The sequence below is a fragment of the Allocoleopsis franciscana PCC 7113 genome (assembly GCF_000317515.1).
In the GTDB taxonomy this organism is placed as follows: Bacteria; Cyanobacteriota; Cyanobacteriia; order Cyanobacteriales; family Coleofasciculaceae; genus Allocoleopsis; species Allocoleopsis franciscana.
This window is the reverse complement of sequence record NC_019738.1, coordinates 6,622,512-6,642,577: the sequence shown is the minus strand read 5'-3', so window position 1 is coordinate 6,642,577 and position 20,066 is coordinate 6,622,512. Positions and strand designations below refer to the sequence as shown.

Sequence of the window (20,066 nt, the reverse complement as noted above, 5' to 3'; positions counted from 1 at the left end):
TTCTGTATTCATACCTTTCTCATGGCGATCGATACTCTATTTTAACTAAACATTGTTGATTGTAATAATGAATTTAAAATATAAATTATCAAAAAACCTACTTATCCTACTTTTCCTATTCATCCTCCGTTTCCTATTTTTAAAAAAATTAAATTCGATATCTTGGATTTCAAAAACACATGTTATATTCAGAGAGTTCCTAAGTTAAAAGCATTAGGATGAGCTGCATTTATACAATTCAGATATAAATGCGATCATTTAGCATCCATTGCTGTTAAATTGTCTACTTTTGCAAAAACCTTAAGGACATTGGAGAAAAATCATATGACTACTTGGGGTGAAGTTAGCCACATATTTCAAGGGTTACTCACTGAGCCTGTGCGTATGGGTGACAAATATCGTACCGGCATTCCTTTAATTGACAGCCATCACGCCCAAATCTTTAATTTTATTGAAGAGATTCGTCAATCCGTGCGTCAGAAGCAGACCAAAGAGCAGTTGATGCAGACGATGAAAAAGATTGAAGATTTCTGCGACTACCATTTTTCTTTTGAATCAAAAATCATGAAGAAACTTGGTTATCCTGGTGCTGATGACCATACCCAAACTCTAACTTCCTTCACCAAACGAGTCGTTGATGACTGGAAAGAGAAATTGGCACAGGGTATGCTTCATCCCCTGGAAGTGGTTCATGGTCTTAAGACCACAGTGGTCGATGCAATCATGGCGGAAGATGTGAAGTATGCTAAATACTTTGCTGACAATGGAATTGATGTTTCCTGGATTGAAACACCTCAAGATTTAGATCGTGGTAAAGACTATGTAGGTGTATGCACAGATGAAGATATCAAGGAAACTTTCAACGTTGTGGATCGAGATGGCGGCGGAACGATCTCGCGGAATGAGTTGGCGTTATTGCTGAAGAACCTGAATTTAGGTGCCTCTGATGAGGATATTAGCCGTCTCATGAGGGAGGCAGATAAAGACGATAGCGGTGAAATTGACTTTAATGAACTCATTAGCATCATGAAGAGTTCCACACAAGCTACCGCTCAACAGGCATTGACTTGGGGTCAGATCAACGATCTGTTCAAAAATCTGCTTAATGAACCCGTTCGTATGGGTGAAAAATATCGCACCGGCATTCCTTTAATTGACAGCCAGCACGCCCAAATCTTTATCTTGATTGAAGACATTCGTCAAGCCGTGCGTCAGAAGCAGACCAAAGAGCAGTTGATGCAGACAATCGCTAAGCTGGAGGATTTCTGCAAATACAATTTGTCTTCTGAATTGAAACTGCTGAAAAAATTTGGTTATCCTGGTGCTGATGAGCATGACCAAACTCTAACTTCCTTTACCAAACGAGTCGTTGAGGACTGGAAACAGAAGTTGGCAAACGGGATGCTTCATCCTCTAGAAGTGGTTCATGGTCTTAAAACTACAGTGGTAGATACAATCATGGCGGAAGGTGCAAAGTATACAAAATACTTTGCTGACAACGGGATTGAGCTTTCCTGGATTGAAACACCTCAAGATTTAGATCGTTCTCAAGATGATGTAGCTGTATCTAGCGATGAAGACATCATGGAAACGTTTAAGGTTGTGGATCGAGATGGCGGCGGAACAATCAGTCGCGATGAATTAGTGCTGTTGTTGAAGAATCTGAATGTCTCTGCCACCGATGAAGATATCAATCGTTTAATGGATGAGGCTGATAAAGACGGTAGCGGCGAAATTGACTTTAGTGAACTTATTACCATAATGAAGAGTTCGACGTTAACTCCCGCTTAAGAGGAATGACACTGACTGAATAGGGTGTCTTAAAAGTCAGTCAGGTTGTAAAAACGCTCTCTCAGTTTAAGCTGCGAATACGTATGACACAGCACTGAGAGAGCAATATTAATAAATTCATTCTTGAACTTAATTTTTATTAAGAGGATGTTTGAGAAGTATCAGCTCCCTCCTCGTCCCCTTAAAAAAGTGCGCTCACTTTTAAATCTTGAATTTTAATCATGAGAAATCACCAGCAAAAATCTCCAATAAAGAGAGTAAATCAACATCAAATAATTCAACAGTAGTTGAATTGAGAGCGATCGCGCAATTTGTCATAAATGACACAGCGATGTTAAAAAATAAATAATTCTGCTATCAAACAGAAACCGATTACTCCATAAATACAATGATAAATCAAGTAAAAACCTCAAAAAAGAGTGCAAAAAACTTCTGGATTAAAAAAACATTTAGCTTAAAAGGATCTGTAATTTTAGGAGTTTTAGAACGTTCTTTTTTGTGTGGTGCATTTGGCATCTTAATTTCCTTTCTTTACTTAAAAAAAATTCCTGTTGCTCAACCTATTTTAGGGAATGTAATTCCCAGCATTGTTTTAGCTTTATTGCTGGTTTTTCGGACTAATACAGCTTATGAACGATTTTGGGAAGGAAGGAAACTTTGGGGTAGTACAGTTAGTACAATCCGCAATTTAGTTTGGCAAATTTGGATTGCCGTTGACGAAGTTGAACAGGGAGATCGAGAGAGTAAAATTACCACATTACGCTTATTGTCCGCGTTTGCCATCTCCAAAAAACTATATCTCCGTTATGAACCAGCTAGTGAGGAGTTACAACCTTGGGTTTCGCCCTCTCAATACGGCATTTTGCAAAATACTCCAAATATGCCGTTAGAAATTATTCGTTGGATAGCCGATGAATTACATCAAAAATATAAGCGAGGTCTTTTAACTGTAAGCCAATTGGGTGACATTCAGAGTCTGATGAATAAGCTGATTGATAATGTCGGCGGATGCGAACGCATTTTGAAAACACCCATTCCCCCAGCCTATGTAATTCATCTGAATCAACTGGTACTCATTTACTGTTTAATTCTGCCTTTTCAGTTTGTCAAAGACCTCGGTTGGTGGACAGGTCTATTTGTAACCATTGTTAGTTTTGCTTTATTTGGAATTGAGGAAATTGGGGTGGAAATCGAAAATCCATTTGGTTACGACATGAATGACTTACCACTCGACGGAATCTGTCAGCTTATCCAAAACAATATTGAAGAATTTATTCACTGTGAATCTAGAATAATTCCAAAAACATCTCAAGATACAACTCGAATTATCGGAGGATAATTCCTCGTGCCTTTAGCCGAATAAGATCGCGAATTAGCACTACTAACACTTGATAAGTTCCCTATTACTGGCATTATTCTGTCAATGTTAAATCTCCAAAATCGCTTGCCCAAGTTTCGTAATGGCTCACTCATTAATCTCAGACTGGGCAACTGGACAATTCAATCCAAGCTGCAAGCGTTGCTAATGGCAGTTAGCTTCGGTTCTGTAGTCGTAGTTAGTGGGATTGGTTGGTATAGAACACAAGCCATCCTCAAAACCAAAATCACCGAGCAACTTGCAGGTATACGTACAACCAAAGCCGAGCAGATTGAGGCGTACTTTGAAGATTTGAACAACCAAGTGGCGATGCTGGCAGCAGACGGTAACATCGTTAAAGCGATGGTGGAGCTGAATGGGGGTTTCCGTACCTTAGAGAACAACTTGATTTCTCCTGAATGGGATACAGCTTTGAATGCTTACTACACCAAAGAATTTTTCCCTCGGTTGCAAAAGAATCTCACCTCGGAAGTAGTAAATCCTAGCGTCTATATTCCTACGGGACAAGCAGCTCGCTATCTCCAGTATCACTACATTGCTTCTAATCCTAATCCAGTCGGTAAAAAAAACAAGCTCCTCGATGCTGGTGATGGCAGCAATTACACCAAAGCTCATGCCAAATATCAATCATTCTTTGCAGAAATTATTGAAAAATTCGGTTATTACGATTTATTTTTGATAAACCCTCAGACCGAGGATATCATCTATAGCTATTTTAAAGAAACAGATTTTGCTACCAGTCGGCTACAAGGTTTTTACTCCGATAGTGCGCTAACGAATTTAGTACAGAAAGTTCAGGCAAATCCGACACAAGGTAGCATTCAGATTGCTGATTTCAAACCTTACCGCCCCTCTTATAACGCTCCAGCCGCTTTCCTAGCAACGCCCATTTATAGCGGTTCTAACAAGATTGGTATCTTGGCGGTGCAAGTTCCTATTAACAAGATGAATCAAGCTCTCAACCGGAATAATAGTTGGGAAACTAGTGGTTTGCAGAAAACGGGGGAAGCTTATTTAGTTGGACCCGATTCCCTCATGCGTTCGATCTCCCGTTTTTGGGTTGAAGACCCGAAAAAATATCAAAACGTTATTCGTTACACGGGGATTGACCAAAGGACTCTCCAACTGATGGAGTCCTTCAACACCACCATTCGCTTACAGAAAGTCAACAGTTCAGCTGCTCAAGCTGCTTTGGAAGGGAAACAAGGCATGATGGTAACCCGCAATTACCGGGGGAGAGAGGTATTGAGTTCCTACTCTCCTGTGAAGGTGAACGGGTTAAACTGGGGAATTCTGGCAGAGATGGAGGTGGGGGAAGCCTATCGTCCGCTTTACAGGTTACAAGCAATTTTGCTGATTGCAGCAGCGCTTTTCCTATTAGGGACGGCGTTTTTAGCGGCGGTGGCGGCGAAAATGTTCACCTCTCCCCTGTATCGTTTGACGGATAGCGCCCGGAAACTTGCTGCTGGGGAACTGGATGTGGAAGTTGACGTAAACCTGCAAGATGAGTTTGGGGAACTGGCAACAGAGTTCAAACAGGTGGGGAACAAATTACGCCAGACTGAGGAAGAACTGGAAACCAAGAAGCAGGAAAGCGATTTTCTGTTGCAGAATATCCTACCCACAGCGATCGCTGAACGTAGGAAACAAGGAGAGGCGACCATTGCTGACAACCTCAAGCAAGTCACCCTCCTCAATGCTCATCTGGCTGGGATTTCTGAGTTAAACAAACGCCTGTCACCGCAAAAGATGACAGAATTGCTCACTGAGCTATTTGATGAATTTGATGACTCAGCAGAACGCTACGGGTTGGAACGACAGAACTCTCTGGGTACAAGCTATATGGCGGTTTGTGGACTCACCCAAGTCAGATTTGACCACAGCAAGCGAACCGTTGATTTTGCCCTAGACATGTTAGACATTATCCAGCGTCTGAATGTTAATTATAATTCTGCTTTGGCTTTACGCATCAGCATTCATGCCGGTCCTGTGACAGCCGGGGTAATCGGAACAGAGAGATTTAGGTACAGCATTTGGGGAGAAACAGCATATATAGTAAGCAGTCTCCAGAGCCAAGCTGATTTGAACCATATTTTAGTGACTCGGAGTGTGTACGAACGCCTAGCAGATAGCTACACATTCATCAAAAGCCCAGTCGTGAAAATTCAAGGCCTGGGAGAAGTAGAAATCTGGACGCTGATAACCACCAAGAAGTTAGCTCCAACTCAGGTAGAGTTGGTTCAGTCATCCTTTGAAAAAGTGAAGCCCATTGCCGATCGCACTGCCGAACTGTTCTACCAACGGCTGTTTGAATTGAGTCCCTCCGTGCGTCATCTATTTAAGGGGGAAATGAAAGAACAGGAACGTAAGCTAATGCATACGCTTGCTCTCGCCGTGGAAGGTTTGCGTCAGCCAGAGAACATTATCCCAGCCGTTCAGGATTTAGGTCGCCGTCATGCGGGCTATGGGGTCAAAACTGAATATTACGATATCTTAAGTGATGCATTGCTGTGGACTTTGGCGCAAGTACTGGGTGTAGAGTTTACTGCGCCAGTACGAAAAGCATGGGAAGAAGCTTACACATTCCTGAGCGAAATTATGAAAGAAGCAGCAGCAGAACTTGAGTTGAAAAAGATAGGCGTATAAAGAAACGTTCTAACTCATCGCAAGCTACTGAAAAATACTGACTACTCACTGTGTTTATGGTTCGTTAAAAACAGTCATGGATAAATCACTTTTGGGATGGCTATTGCTTTTGGGGCTGGGATTTCCATTGTTGAGTATACTGCTGAGTGAAGCAGCCTCAAGGTTACAACGGCAGCAGCACCCCTTGGCAGTTGCTCTACGCCAGGTGCGTGAGTATGTGTTACCGCCGTTAGCGGTGCTATTGGCAATGCGGCAGCTTTTGAGCGTCGCTGGCGCTTCCTGGGCACGCCTTGTGGAAACACTGACCTGGGTTGCGGTCATTGTGGCGGGAATTTCTTTGATCAATGCGCTGTTGACGACAAAAAAACCACAGATCAAGTGGCAAGTCCGTGTGCCGAACCTGTTCTTTCAGGTGGCGCGAGCGTCAGTGGTATTAGCTATTGTCTATTATCTCATCAGTGGCGTTTGGAATATAAGTTTGAGTGGCTTGGGTACCGGTTTGGGAGTCGCCTCGGCGGTAATTGCCCTTGCACTGCAAGATACCCTCAGCAACCTGGTGTCAGGATTACTGCTGCTATTTGCCAATCCATTCAAAACGGGTGACTGGATTGAATTAGACGGAAACCAGGGGCGGGTCATTGAGCAAAATTGGTGGTCAGTCACGATTGAAAATCCTTTCTTTAAAATCAACATTCCTAATGGGGAGTTGTCGAAGGCAAGTATTATCAATTACGGTCAGGGGCCAATCTGGAAAAGTATTTCTGTCAGTTTTTCTTATAACGATTCTCCTGGTGCGGTAATTCCAGCACTAAATAGCTTGGTGACGGGCATAGATGCGATCAAATCTGAAGGTTCTGCTGAGGTTAGTTCCTATGGAGACTCTAGTATCACTTACGAGCTGTGGTACAGAATATTGCCAGAAGACGATGAGGACGTTTCTGATGAACTTAAATACCGACTTTACTATCTGACCCAGCGTTATGGCTTTACTATGCCTTATCCGATGAAAGCGCAGTACGGTCTCAATACGACGCAAGGGATACTGAGTAAGATGCCCCAAGTAGCCGAGAACCGCCAACAAGACTTGGCAACTTATTTGCGATCGCTGCCTTGTTTCGTGACGCTCAATGAGAATGAGATTAAAAACCTGGCTGAACAGTCTCGATTTCAATCCTACGGCAAGGGTGAGTTAATTATTCAGGAGGGCAAAGAAGACCAGGGACTGTATATTATGCTTAAAGGTAGGGGAGAGGCTTACGTAAAAGATGAACAAGGCCACCACCAGATAGTAGACCAACTTGGAATTAACGCAGTATTTGGTGAAATGGCTACCTTTCCAGGAGAGGTCAGTCCGGTTACAGTCATTGCCAATGAAGATGTTGAGATTGTATTGATTCCAGCCAAAGAGATTGTCGAAGCGATCGAGTCTAACGAAAAATTTGCTTCAGAGATTCTTGAGTATATCGAAGAGCGGAAAAAGATCGTTAAACTTGCCACAGGAATCAAACATGAGGCAAGTCCACGAAGTAGCAACAATGGTCGCCGAGGGAAAGTGAGATCGTGAGGATAACCAGAGTCAAGGTTTACAGAAGTTGCTTAGTTTTGAGCGGCATGGTTTTACTATTGACAGCCTGCACCCAAGGGTTAAAAACCTCACAAGCGACAATTGACAATCAATCCAGTGCCAACAAATTATCAAAAGAAAGCTTAGGTATCCAGAAAGTTGAGCGTAAATTAATTAAACCTCCTGCAAGCCAAGATTCAAATCAACAGGGCATTGTGCTACCGGAGGTAAAACCCCTCGAACTGGAGGGAAAACTTGCAATATCGGGAAGTCAGGTGGTTTTGCCGATTAGTCAGGCTATTGCTCAACGCTTTCTCCAAGACGGGTATTCCGGCAAGATTGAACTCAGTGCTATTGATACTCAGGTTGGCTTCAAGGCATTTTGCGAGCAGAAAAAGGTAGATATTATCAATACGGTTCGCCCGATTACCGCTCAAGAGTCCGCCGCCTGTGCCAAGTCAGGTGTTGAGCCGATAGGCTTTCAAATTGCCATTGATGCAGTGACCATTGTAGTTAGTTCTCAGAATAATTTCCTCCCAAACAGTCTGACGCGCGACGAGCTGGCAAAGGTATTCACGGTCGAAAAGTGGTCAGATGTAAATCCCAAATGGCCAAAAGAGTTGATTAAACGCTTTGTTCCAAAAGGAGCTGGTACTGGAGGCGCTGTTCACCTATTGTCCCAAGCTATCCTTAAGGGCAACATCAGCCAAATTATTGATACTCCCAATACGATATCTTATGACTTTGTAGAGCAGTTGCACTCAGAAGCTTTAATTAATTCCTATATGATCGGTGTTTTAGAGTATAACTCCTATCAACAAAACCGCGACAAGTTGAGGGCGATCCCTATTGATACAGTAGACCCTTTCCTGCCAACATATCCTCTAATTCGTCCTTTGTACATTTATGCAGATGCCAAAGCGATTCGGAAACGTCCCGAAGTAGAAGGGTTTGTTAATTATTACTTGACTTATGTGAACGAAGCAACTTCGAGACTGGGTTACTTCCCACTCAAATCAACCGTATTGAATGAATCTAAAACTAAGTTTTTGCAAGTGCAGGGTAATAAAAAGCGATTATAGGACGACAAATTCTTTAGAGCCACTCGTTTAAACTTTTTCCTCATGTCCTAACTTATGGTTCGCTGGCTATAGATGGCATTTGAGCAGCTTAAAGCCTATCTATCAATACTTTTGAGCATTTTCAGAGATGTCTAAAGGGTAAATAAGTGTGCAAAAGCCTGAAATTGCCTCCATCGCTGGGAAAGAATCACTGTGCTACTGCCAACACCCGCTCACGAAAGCTAATATCGGATATAAGCCACATTAGCGAGTTTTGATCGTAAATAAGGAAGTTGCATCAGTGAGCCAATCTATCTCTAAATTGGTCGATAACCTACCAACCAATAGCATGACCGTTTACATGCTGCGATCGCTAGATTTTATCGTCCCCGGTGAATGGCAAAACGTTGTGGGGTTTGAAAACACGATTCGTGCGGTTACGGGTATTACGGATAAACACTTAATTCAGGACATTGGCGAGAGGGCGATCGCGCTTTACAATAACCCGTCTGAAGTTTATCAACAAACCTTATGGCTTTACCAAACCGTTGATCGGGCTGATAGTGCGATCGGTGCCGCCGCACTGGCGAACAAAATTGGCGAAAAAATCAGCTTTTTAGGTTTCTTAAACCAGCTTACTCCCAAAGCCGACACCGTACAAACAATCGATCTTTGCCTGAAACTTGTTGTCGAGGCGATCGCCTTTTGCCGACTGCATGGTATGCCTACCAATATTGATGCATTTAGAGCATCCTTAGCTAACTATCATAATGAATCCGTCATCCGGATGGCTGCTTTGATTGCGGTTGATGGCTTAATTCCCCTCGGCCCCAACTTTATCCTAAAAGCTCAATCTGTTCTTGGGCAATTAAATACTGCACAATTAGAAGGAAATCCCACCTTCCAAAACATCAGTAGCGCAATTCCTGGTGGCACTACTGCTGGCAAATTGGGCTTTATTAACGAAAATTTCGCCTCAGTTAAAGGCTGGATGAATAATTTTGTCACCTCTCGGAATTTAACCCCCGAAAAAATAGTCGTACACTTGCAACAGTTTATGAACGTTGCTGATAGTAAGTTAGACTATGTAGCCGCATTTCTTGATATGTCAACTAACTACTATGAACACACCGGTACTCAAACTGTTGCCCGGAACCTGATTTTACGTGCAGCTCAAGAGACGAAGGGGAAAGTAAAAGATAAAGAGAAAAAAAAGAAAGACAAAGACAAAGATAAAGATAAAAAGAAGAGGAAAGATTAATTAATCGGTCTTAATCTTAAACCATGCTGATATTCACACTTTTGTCTTGTGGAACTATTAAAGTGTGAACGCATGAGTGTTTGCTCTTTTCTTTCTTTTTGGGAGGATTCAACATTAATATGGCTAGTATAAAACAAAGCTTGACTATTTCTCTATTGGCTTTGAGTGTATTGACCGGAAGCTTCGTCTCTTTTTCCAATTCTGTCATTGCTGGTGAAGTTCTAGTAGATAACCGCTGCCGACGTAACTCTAGATTACCCAATTCTGAGGGAGCCTTGGTTAATTATCAATCAGAGTTTAAAACGTATTTTCAAAGCTATTGGCTTTCTGCGGCTCGTTATCAGGATGGGGCTTATATTCTTTGTCTTTCTAAACCCGATTTTAAAGAACCTAAACCCTTGAATGCAAGTCAGCTCCAGAATCAATTTATTCGCAAAATTGTCAAAGCTTCTAACAGTAATACGGTTTTTGTAGTCACGGTAGCAGAAGGGAATGGCAGCCGCGTACCTCTAACAGAATATCACTTGAATTTGAGCAACCCTAACCAACCGAAGGTAACTCGGATGCGGAAAAAATAGTCTTAATTTAATCGATCGCAGTAGTAAGGTGTGTTATTTAACGCGCCCTATAACTGACCTGTTCTAAAACACAAGAAGGAGAAAGATGTGATGATCAATTGGTCTCATTTTTGGTTAGCCCTAGCTTTGTCCACTTCTGTAATTACTGTAGGGTTACCTGCTCAAGCTGCAAAAGTTTGCAAAGTAACCGATCCTACGGGTACCCCGCTCAATGTTCGCGCTCAACCAAATGGTCGAGTTATCAATGCTTTAAAAAATGGCAGAGAAGTGAATATTGAAGCCATAACCAATGATAGTAATGGTCGCCCGTGGGCTAAGGTAGGTGGTTATTACAAGGGTGAATACAGGATTTGGGGCTGGGTACTTCGAGAATTTATAAGTTGCTATGAGAGCTAAACGCGATCGCAACGATGACCTGGCACAAGGCGATCTGTAGGCTCATACACTCACTGCTAAAATATTGGGTCGGAGATTCATGGCTGATTCATGTCTATTTGGGTTTGGCTATCACGAGTAACGTTACTGAGTTTGGTGGGGACGGCTGCCCTTGCCGCTTTATTATTCTCAACGCCTAGTAAAAACAGCAGCGATCGCGCCAAGGCGACCGACGAACCTAATCGTCTCCAAGCGGCTGCTATCACGCCAGAGGAAATAACAGTCCTAAATTTGTCTGCTCCTATGCCACCGCCGCCCATGCCTCAATCCGATTTCCCCATGGAAGCTGGAGATGGCAAAAAAGTTTCAATCAAGTCTGGGGATGGCGAAAAACCTGCAACAAAACCTGGAGAAGACAAAAAAGCTGTAACAAAGCCAGAGAAGGACAAACAAACTTCAACAAAACCTGGAGAGGACAAAAAAGCTGTAACAAAGCCAGAGAAGGACAAACAAACTTCAACAAAACCTACGAAGGGCAAAACAGCTTCAGCACAACCAAAAGGTACTCAGAAAATCCCTGCTCCTCCTTTCAATCTCCAGAAAAGCCTGATGAGCTTGTCCCCTCTGTTTGCTAGTCCTACTTCCCTAGGAATGGTGGCGATTGGTGTGGCAGAGGGTAATTATCGATTGGTGGTAAAAAATGGCGTTCTCTACGTGCAGCAGACGCCACTTTACTTCGGACATACCGATCCGGGAAACTTATCCTGGGGCGCTGTGGTGACCAACTTTGGCCCATGTAGTGACCAAGGGCGTAGTGGTGGGAATATGGCTTTAGCCGAGCAAATGTGCCTAGAGCGAGCGCTCAATGCACTGCCCGTTCAGTTGGTTGATTTAAACGCTGCTGGGATTAATCCAATCGGGGATATCGAAGCCCTGCTGAACACGGCGGATTTATACAATCAGGCAAGCCCGATTCACTCCCGTTTCTTTCCCAGAGCTTTAGCGATCGCACGGCGGGGAGGACTCCAGGGAATTGAAGCGATCGCTTGGGCAAGAACCGCCTCTTTCTACCTCAACTCCAATAATGAGTTAGATATAGAAAAAGGCATAAACCAAGCATCGGGACTGTTGGGTATCTGTGCCAGAGAGAATCGTCCGGTAACGGAGTGGCAATGTGTCTATGGTGATCAGATGCGACGGGTTAAAGAGATTACCAATGTTTTAGACAAATATCGGCGTCTCGCCCGAAAGTAATGTGATGGGGATACGTGCCTCAACCCTGCTCAAATGTGGTCTATTTACCTGAAAATGGCTGTAAGCAAACGGGCGATCGCTTTTACCAATTCCTCTGGTTCGACAGGTTTGGAGATATGCATCCCAAATCCGGCAGCTAAGGCTTGCTGCTGATTGATTTCTCCAGCATAGGCGGTAAGAGCGATCGCAGGAATCATACCTCCCTTTTCAGGTGACCACTTTCTAATTTGCCGAATCAGCGCATAACCATCCATCTCTGGCATCCCTATGTCACATAACAGCAGATCGGGAACCGATTGATTCAGGAAAGTCAACGCCTGTGCAGCCGAAGCGGCTGTCGTAACTTCTGCACCAGACCCCATCAGGGTAAATGCTGCCAACTCCCGCATATCTGCATCGTCGTCCACAACCAAGACATGAACACCCGCTAAGTCTGTCGCACTTTCTGGGTGTTTGTGATCAGACGAGGGTTCTGGCTCTACGACGTTTAACGGTAGCCGAATGGTAAATGTAGCCCCTAAGTTCTGTCCTGGACTGTCTGCTTGAACAGTGCCTCCATGCAATTCGGTAAAATAACGGACGATCGCTAATCCCAATCCCAGTCCGCCAAATTTTCGGGTTGTTGTGCCATCTTCTTGACGGAAGTAGTCAAACACGTAGGGTAAGAACTCTGGGCTGATGCCTTTTCCAGTATCTTTAACTTGAATCTGAGCATACGTGCCAACTTGCTTTAGTTGCACCTCAATACGTCCTCCGGCTGGGGTGAACTTCACGGCATTGGAGAGGAGGTTCCAGATTACTTGTTGGAGGCGATTTGTATCACCTGAAACTGTTCCAAAAATGGGATTAAGTAGGGTCTGGATTTGAATGTGTTTGGCTTCGGCTGCCAGTCGTACCGTTTCCAGGGCGGCTTCAATCGTTGTCCCTAGATTCACAGGAGCGACGTTTAACATCATTTTTCCTTGCAGAATCCGGGAAACATCCAACAAGTCCTCTATTAATTGGGCTTGCAGTTTGGCGTTGCGTTCGATCGTTTCCAGCGCTTGCTGGGTTTTTGTGGCATCGAGTCGCCCAGTGCGTAGCAATTTTGTCCAGCCCAGAATCGGGTTGAGGGGCGATCGCAACTCGTGGGACAATACGGCTAGAAATTCATCTTTAATCCGGTTAGCGGCTTCTGCTTTTGCGCGATCGCGTTGAGCCACCCGGTACAACTGAGCATTGTCGATCGCCAAGGAAGCACGACGAGCCAATTCCTCTGCCAGTTGCAAATCTGTCAGGGTGTATTGTCGTTCAGATTCGGCTGAGATAAAGGAGATGACCCCTAGAATTCGTGTCTGAGTTCGTAGTGGCACCGTCATTACAGATCTGAATCCAACCTGCCGCAGAATCTCTAAATGCTCTGAATCCCGCGCTGCGTGTACCAACAATTCATCGGGAATCTCCGGCACTAAATCAGATTCCCCAGTTCGCAATGTATATGCAGCACCACGCGGGTCATCTGGGTTTAGTGGATACTTGTCTCTGATCTGATAGGCCCATTCCAGCTTAGCCGGATCGATGTGAGCAACCGCAATCTGCGCGATCGCACCATCTTCTTCTACCATGTGAACCGTGCACCAGTCCGCTAATTCCGGCACTGTAAGCTGCGCGACTTGCTCTAGAGTGGTTTGATAATCGAGTGAGGAGGCAAGCACCGCACTTGCCTCAGAGAGAAAGCGTTGAGCATGTTCTAACTGCAACCGTTCCGTCACATCTACCACATAAACCAAAACCCCTTCAACCTGACCCTTTGAGTTAACGGTCGGAAGATAGTAAACGTTGTAGTAACCGGGACGGCGATCATTGCGTCCGGGAACATTCACCGCAAAGTTGGGTGAAATGAAGGGATTACCTGTGGTATAGATCTGATGAAATACTTCAACTAATTGAGGATCGGAGTGACCAAAAAGTTCTGGAATGGAATGTCCTAAGTGTTGCTCGCGGGTTAATCCATTAATTTCTGCTAAAGCTTCGTTGATCGCAATAAATCGTTGCTTTTCATCTAACAGGGCAAGTCCAACCGGAGATGTGTCAAAAATAGTTGCCAGTTGGTGCTGTGCGGCTTCTGCCTCTGAACGGGCAATACGTTCGCGTTCTAGTAGTTGTTCTCGTTCCTGTTCGGCTTGCTTGCGTTCTGTGATCTCAATGACAACTCCGATCGAGTGCTTGGGATTTCCCTGAGAATCATAAGTAAACTTCCCTCTCGCTTCGACCCAGTGAATGGAGCCATCTGACCAACGCAGACGATATTCATCGTGAAACTCCTTCTTGTCAGCTAAGGCTTGCTGAAGCTTTGCCTCAACTTCTGCTAAGTCATCGGGATGAACCCGACTTGCCCAAATCTCATAGCTGGGTTCACACTCATTGGGTTGCAGACCTAAGACGGTGAAGTGTCCTTCTGACCAAAGCGATGCATGGGTCTGCATATCCCAGTCCCAGGTTCCCATGCGTCCAACCCTCAGCGCGAGTTGCAGGCGAGCTTCACTTTCTCGCAATTCCGCTTCTGTCCGCGATCGCTCCACGGCTAGCCAAGTTTTTTGAGCAATTCGCTCCATCAGCACCACCTCTTCCTTCGTCCAGTGGCGAGGAGAAATATGGTGCAACACCAACAATGCAACAAACCGCCCTGCTTTTACCAAGGGAACACACAGCAGAGATTTGGTTTGAATTGCGTCAAAGGTAGCAGCTCCCGATCCGGCAGTCCGAGGATCGGTATCAACATCATCGACAACGATAGTTTTGCCCTGCTTTAATTCAGCAATGAGTTCACGACCAAACGAATCCATCTGATGTCTACCCACCACGCTGATTACACCATTGCAATAGTCGCGATCGACAATGACGTATTCCTGAGTGGCATCAATTTCACCATAGGTACAACGAGTAACTTGGAAGTGTTGCCCCGTATCGCGAACTACCTGCCAAATAATTTCCTGGGAGTCTTGAATGGCACGAATCGCATCATTCAATTCGATCAGGAATTGCTGCTGCCTCTCCTTATGCTGAAGCTCTGCTAGTAGTGAGTCAATCTGTTGGCGAGCCTGTACCTGGGCTGTCACCTCAATACCATAAAGCAATACCCCTTGAATCGTTCCCCGAGCATCTCGCCAAGCCGGAAAGGTGAAGTTGAAAAATGCTTCTTCCAACACACCATCGCCGTTCCGATCCCAGTAAGCCGGTGACTCATTCCCAATGAACGGTTCTCCCGTTTGGTAAACGCGCTTGACCGCGTCAAAGTAAATTTGCCCCTCTAACTCCGGGAAAATCTCCCGCATTGATTTCCCAATTATGTCTGGAGTGCGCCCAGCCACTTGCAGAAGCGTTGGATTGGCAAATTCATACACCAGATCGGGGCCTTTCACAATGCCAATCATGGCAGGTAATTGCATCAGGATGTCATGCAACCGTTGCCGTTCGGTTTCTGCTTCTCGTCGGGCAGATTGTTCTCGTTTTAAAAGGCGATCGCGCTCCGCTTCCATTTGTTTGCGTTCCGTGATATCGACGGAAACGCCGATTAGACGAACTCCTCGCCCAGCATTATTCAGATAGGTTTGCCCTTGACTATTGATCCAGCGCGTAGTGCCGTGTGGATCGATGACTCGGTACTCCTTCATATAGGACTCTTCTCCAGCCATTGCCCTTTGGGCTGCTTGCATCACCGGTTGGCGATCATCTGGATGAATGACTGCAAAAAAGTCTTCTGCCGTGCCTTCTTGAAGACCCCAAATGTCTAGAGCATTCGCAGAACACAGCACCTGATCGCGCTGCAAATCCATATCCCAGACAACCATCTGAGCCGCTGTCAGTGCCAATCGCAGGCGTTCTTCGCTCTCTCGCAATGCCTGTTCAACCTGTTTGTAATCCGTCACATCTTTGAAGATCACAACGGCTGCAACAATCTGTCCCTGGCTATCTAAAATCGGGGCTGAATTGATGTTAATGAAGATGCGGCTACCATCATCTCGATGAAGTGCCATTTCTTCGCTGGTAACGACCTCACCTGTTTGTAGCGATCGCGCCAGAGGATACTCATGAGGGGCATACACTCGACCATCTGAGCTAAAGGCTTCAAATGGAGTAATGGGAACATATTCCTCAAGCTCAAGCGACTCTTCGTAGTCATACCCAACAATCTGCTTGGCTTGTTCGTTCGCCAGAACTAACGTACCGGATGCCGCATCGGCAATGATGACGCCAGCAGGCATCTGTCGCAAAACGGCTTCAAATCGAGCGCGTTCAATTTCCAGCTCGTGCAACAAGCGTTCTCGTTCTGCCTCCGCTTGCTTGCGTTCTGTAATATCGCGAAAATAAACGGCTACTCCTTCTGCTGAGGGATAGGCATTTGCCTCTAACCAACGCTGAACCGGCTCCCCAAATTCTTCCCAAGAAACAGGGGCTTGTTCCGCTACTGCCCGATGGAGTTCCTGATAGGCAAGTCCACCAACCAACTCCGGAAAAATCTCATGCCAAACGTGCTTTCCCAATAGCTCGTCTGGCGTTCTATGCAGGATTTGAGCCGCCGCATGATTCACATAGGTGTAGCGCCAGTTGTGATCGAAGGCAACAAACGCATCTGTAAGGTTTTCCAGAATTGTTGCCACCTTGCGATCGGTTTCTTGGGCAGCGAGCAACTGTTCGCTTTCTAGTTCTAGAGTGCGGGCAAAGCGTTCAATAACTTCAGAGCGAGAAATTCCTCGCTTGTGAGCCTCTCGATCGAGCGATCGCCATGCTGTATTAGTCAGAGATACGCTAACTCGTTGTTTCGTCTCCGAGTTCCAATTGCTAACAAACTTGCCTGTGGCGTCGCGCTTCATGAAAAGCCATCCGTATACATACACGGTCTTCTCCATTCAAGCTGAGTTACTCTCAGAGGAGAATCCGCCTGAAGACTGATGCTTGAAGAATTATGAACTACTGCCAGTGAGCTTCGCTCTCAGGCAGTTTCTGATTTCACGGGGGATTGCGTCAACTTAGACTTGCGTCCAAGCTTTGGACTCACATCCCCTCCGTCAGCAGCAGTCCTAGTTCCTAAGACCGATAGCATTCTGATTCCTTCTGCTCTAATATTTTGAGACGCATTTTCGTCCCTATCATGGTGAGTGCCGCAACTCGGACAAGTCCAAGCTCTAACTTCTAGTGGCATCTCGCTTATTTGATAATGACAATTTGAGCAGAGTTTTGAGCTGGGGAACCATCTGTCTATTTCTACAAGTACTTTACCTTCACGGTCTAGCTTATACTGCAAGAAATTGACAAACATTCCCCAACCGACATCAGAAATAGCTTTGGCTAATTTGTGATTACGAACCATGCCTTTGACATGAAGACTTTCGACTACGATGACTTGGTTGTCGTCAACGAGCTTTCGGGAAAGCTTGTGTAGAAAATCCTGACGAACATTACTGACTCGTTCGTGAACCCTAGCTACTAATTTTCTAGCTTTATCCCTTGATTTACTCCCTTTCTCTTTTCTAGCTAACTTTTGTTGTTTCCGTTTGAGGTTGCGTTCATGTTTACCCAAATGTCTTGGGTTCGCAAATTTGGAAGTTTTAACACCATCGTGAACAATAGCAAAATCCTTAATTCCTAAGTCTATGCCTGCAATTTTTCCGTTAGTGTGCGGTGTTGGATAGTCACCCTCTAGTTCCACCAAAATAGACGCATAGTACTTTCTTGATGGGTTCTGACTGATTGTTACTGTTTTGATAGTCCCTTCAATCTCTCTATGTAACCTAGCCTTGACACAACCGACACGACCCGGAAATTTGAGGGAACTTTCAATTCAGGGGGATTTCCCGCTCACATCTTGTTAATGATAGTCCCCTTGAAGAATCAACTGTCTCTCCAGTTTTACTAAAACTCAAAAATAAATTATTGAAAAGGTTTTGAGTTTGAAGAAGTTTTGGAGTCAGGGGTTCAGCCTGAGAGAATTTCTCTCTACGGCAATTCTACCGACGTAGGTTTGGCAATATGAGGTAAACCCCAACCTAATTTTTCGCGTAAGATTCGGAAAAACTCTGGGGGTTGCAAGCGGATGAACCGAGCCGTATAGTGCGATCGCTCAACCTTGACACTATCATCCGGCAACACATAGCACCCGGCATTACCATCCACCACCAAAATTAGCTGATTGGGTGCTGCCGGAAAAATCGCCACTGGTTCACTATCCGCAAATACCAATGCCCTAGACGCCAACGAGTGAGGACAAATGGGCACTAATTGTAACACCGGCACCCCAGGTGTCACCACCGCGCCCCCAGCACTGAGCGCATAAGCCGTCGAGCCAGTTGGTGTTGAGAGAATTACCCCATCTGCTGCAATATCCACCAAGGCATGATGCCCAATTTGAATCTCAAAATGGCACATACAGGTCAACGGCTCTCGATGGAGTACCATCTCATTCAAGCACAGCGCTTCCCACCAAATCGCTTCCTTGCGAACAACCTGAACCGACAGCATCGTCCGCTCTTCAATCTCATAATCTCCCCCTAGTAACTTTTCCAAAACATGAGGCAACTCGTTCACATAAGCCTCAGTTAAGAAACCCATGTGACCCGTATTGATGGTGAGCAACGGGATACCATAGGGAGCAACCTGGCGAAACGCGGCTAAAACTGTACCATCTCCTCCCAAAGCGATCGCAAAGGTCATCTTTTCATCAAAACCAGGAGGTGCCAACTTATCAATTGGCGTATGACAAATCGGTGAATCAGGGCGTGAATAACCCAGAATTCCTCCGACTCCTGTCGTCATATAAACGTCCCAACCCGCCGCACTCAATTTGTCTTGCAACTCTACGGCAAGGCGACAAGCTACGGGTTTAAGATCGTTGTAAATGATGCCTGCTTTGGGTATGCTCACCAGTCTGCGTCGGGGTCAAGTAAACTGAACTAGCGCTTTGGTGTGACCTTAAACAAGGACGTTCCCTGGCAATACTCTACCAACGGTTCACTACAAGAGCGACTACGTAAAGAGGCACGGAGTGGAGAGTAGTAGCACTCAACCATCACTCCTATGCCTTTTTCAGGGAATGCCTTGAGCAAGGAATCCAGTATTTTTGCTTATCAACTTATTTTATCTTGATATATGATAATCGCCTTTTGTGTGTCAAAACATCCTTTACTGAGTTTTAAAGGGAGTCTTCTTCTTCTTTTTCGCTTTGTCTTTCTCGAATTCGATCTCCTTGAGCTTTTTCATAATTCGGCTGAAGTAGTCTTGCAGGTAAGCTTCTAAGGTTGTTGTTTCTTTAGGATTTAGACCTAATACTTCGTAAACTTCATCCATTGGAGCATCCAGGGGTTTCCCGTTTGCCAACACTTCGGTAAAGGCTAAGCGATCCGATACATTCCAGCCCCACTGAAAAAACCTGAGAATCTGGCGCACAGCCCGCAGCAAATTCAGAGGCAGTCGCGCAATTTTGGCTTCTTTCCCGGACAATCGCTCACACAGGCGGATAATCTCATAAGCTCCCCAAGCCCTAGTGCCCACTACGGGAAAGGACTTATTTACAGTTTCTGGAACCTCAAGGGCGCGAACCGCAAATTTGGCAACATCTTGAGTGTCCATATAAGCAATGGGAGAACTTTCCCCAGTAATCCAAACCGCCTGTTTGTCTAAAATCGGAATGGCGTACTGACCAATTAGACCTTGCATAAAGCCACAGGGTCGTAAAATCGTGTAGTTCAATCCCGATTCAGCCAAGAACAGTTCCGTACACCGCTTGATTTCCATCAGCGGGACATTGGGAAAATTTTGAGCATCTAGAATTGAGAAGAAAATAAAGCGTTCAACACCCGCCGTCGCTGCGGCTTGAATCAATGAAACTTTGCCGTCCCAATCCACCTGCTTAATGGTGAGAGAGTCTGTCGCTCTTGATGTTGCCGCATCAATGACAGCCGTGACTCCTTCGAGGGCGGGTTTCAAAGTTTCGGGGGCAGTGAGATCTCCTTGTACCAGTTCGGCTCCCCATTCTTTGAGAAAGGCAGCTTTTCTGGGACTGCGTACCAAACATCGGACCTGATGGCCTTCGTCGAGTGCACGACGAACCACCTGTCTTCCCAGGGTGCCAGTTGCACCTACGACCAACAAGTTCATCAAGGAATTTTAGTAAAGAATCTTA

General features: G+C 45.2%; 12 protein-coding genes and 1 pseudogene. 9 read left to right on the top strand and 4 right to left on the bottom strand.

The annotated features are described in order from the left end of the window. The first annotated feature begins 279 nt into the window (after nucleotides 1-279). From MIC7113_RS27305 to MIC7113_RS33875, 9 genes are all read left to right on the top strand, one after another. Nucleotides 280-1,791, top strand: a complete 1,512-nt coding sequence (locus tag MIC7113_RS27305) for a hemerythrin domain-containing protein (protein ID WP_155898103.1) — start codon at nucleotides 280-282, stop codon at nucleotides 1,789-1,791. Nucleotides 1,792-2,179: 388 nt separating this feature from the next. Beyond that, a complete protein-coding gene (locus tag MIC7113_RS27300) occupies nucleotides 2,180-3,130 on the top strand; it encodes a bestrophin family protein (protein ID WP_015185432.1) in 951 nt (316 codons plus the stop codon). Between the two features lie 84 nt (nucleotides 3,131-3,214). Continuing rightward, nucleotides 3,215-5,815 (top strand): adenylate/guanylate cyclase domain-containing protein, encoded by a 2,601-nt coding sequence (locus MIC7113_RS27295; RefSeq protein WP_015185431.1) that lies wholly within the window; start codon nucleotides 3,215-3,217, stop codon nucleotides 5,813-5,815. 76 nt (nucleotides 5,816-5,891) lie between these two features. Next, a complete protein-coding gene (locus tag MIC7113_RS27290) occupies nucleotides 5,892-7,379 on the top strand; it encodes a cyclic nucleotide-binding domain-containing protein (RefSeq protein WP_015185430.1) in 1,488 nt (495 codons plus the stop codon). A gap of 47 nt (nucleotides 7,380-7,426) precedes the next feature. Continuing rightward, the gene (locus MIC7113_RS27285) at nucleotides 7,427-8,461 is read left to right on the top strand and encodes a substrate-binding domain-containing protein (RefSeq protein WP_015185429.1); all 1,035 of its coding nucleotides are present in this window, start codon (nucleotides 7,427-7,429) and stop codon (nucleotides 8,459-8,461) included. Nucleotides 8,462-8,741: 280 nt separating this feature from the next. Beyond that, a complete protein-coding gene (locus tag MIC7113_RS27280) occupies nucleotides 8,742-9,701 on the top strand; it encodes a hypothetical protein (protein ID WP_015185428.1) in 960 nt (319 codons plus the stop codon). Nucleotides 9,702-9,820: 119 nt separating this feature from the next. Continuing rightward, nucleotides 9,821-10,279 carry a hypothetical protein gene (locus tag MIC7113_RS27275; protein WP_015185427.1) on the top strand — a complete coding sequence of 153 codons (459 nt, stop codon included), beginning with the start codon at nucleotides 9,821-9,823 and terminating at the stop codon, nucleotides 10,277-10,279. A gap of 90 nt (nucleotides 10,280-10,369) precedes the next feature. Further along, nucleotides 10,370-10,675 (top strand): SH3 domain-containing protein, encoded by a 306-nt coding sequence (locus tag MIC7113_RS27270; RefSeq protein ID WP_015185426.1) that lies wholly within the window; start codon nucleotides 10,370-10,372, stop codon nucleotides 10,673-10,675. A gap of 90 nt (nucleotides 10,676-10,765) precedes the next feature. Next, nucleotides 10,766-11,908 (top strand): hypothetical protein, encoded by a 1,143-nt coding sequence (locus MIC7113_RS33875; RefSeq protein ID WP_015185425.1) that lies wholly within the window; start codon nucleotides 10,766-10,768, stop codon nucleotides 11,906-11,908. 44 nt (nucleotides 11,909-11,952) lie between these two features. Here the strand turns inward: MIC7113_RS33875 and MIC7113_RS27260 are convergent, their stop codons facing one another. The 4 genes and pseudogenes from MIC7113_RS27260 to MIC7113_RS27245 all read right to left on the bottom strand — a co-directional run bounded on the left by MIC7113_RS27260 (nucleotide 11,953) and on the right by MIC7113_RS27245 (nucleotide 20,041). Then, nucleotides 11,953-16,761: a PAS domain-containing protein gene (locus tag MIC7113_RS27260; protein WP_015185424.1), complete on the bottom strand. Its 4,809-nt coding sequence runs from the start codon at nucleotides 16,759-16,761 to the stop codon at nucleotides 11,953-11,955. A 119-nt stretch (nucleotides 16,762-16,880) separates the two neighbouring features. Beyond that, nucleotides 16,881-17,729: pseudogene (locus MIC7113_RS27255) on the bottom strand (RNA-guided endonuclease TnpB family protein); the annotation flags it as partial. A 155-nt stretch (nucleotides 17,730-17,884) separates the two neighbouring features. Further along, on the bottom strand, nucleotides 17,885-18,802 hold the full coding sequence (locus tag MIC7113_RS27250) for an NAD(+) kinase (protein ID WP_041781335.1): 918 nt from the start codon (nucleotides 18,800-18,802) through the stop codon (nucleotides 17,885-17,887). 264 nt (nucleotides 18,803-19,066) lie between these two features. Then, on the bottom strand, nucleotides 19,067-20,041 hold the full coding sequence (locus tag MIC7113_RS27245; RefSeq protein WP_015185422.1) for an SDR family oxidoreductase: 975 nt from the start codon (nucleotides 20,039-20,041) through the stop codon (nucleotides 19,067-19,069). Between the last annotated feature and the right edge of the window lie 25 nt (nucleotides 20,042-20,066).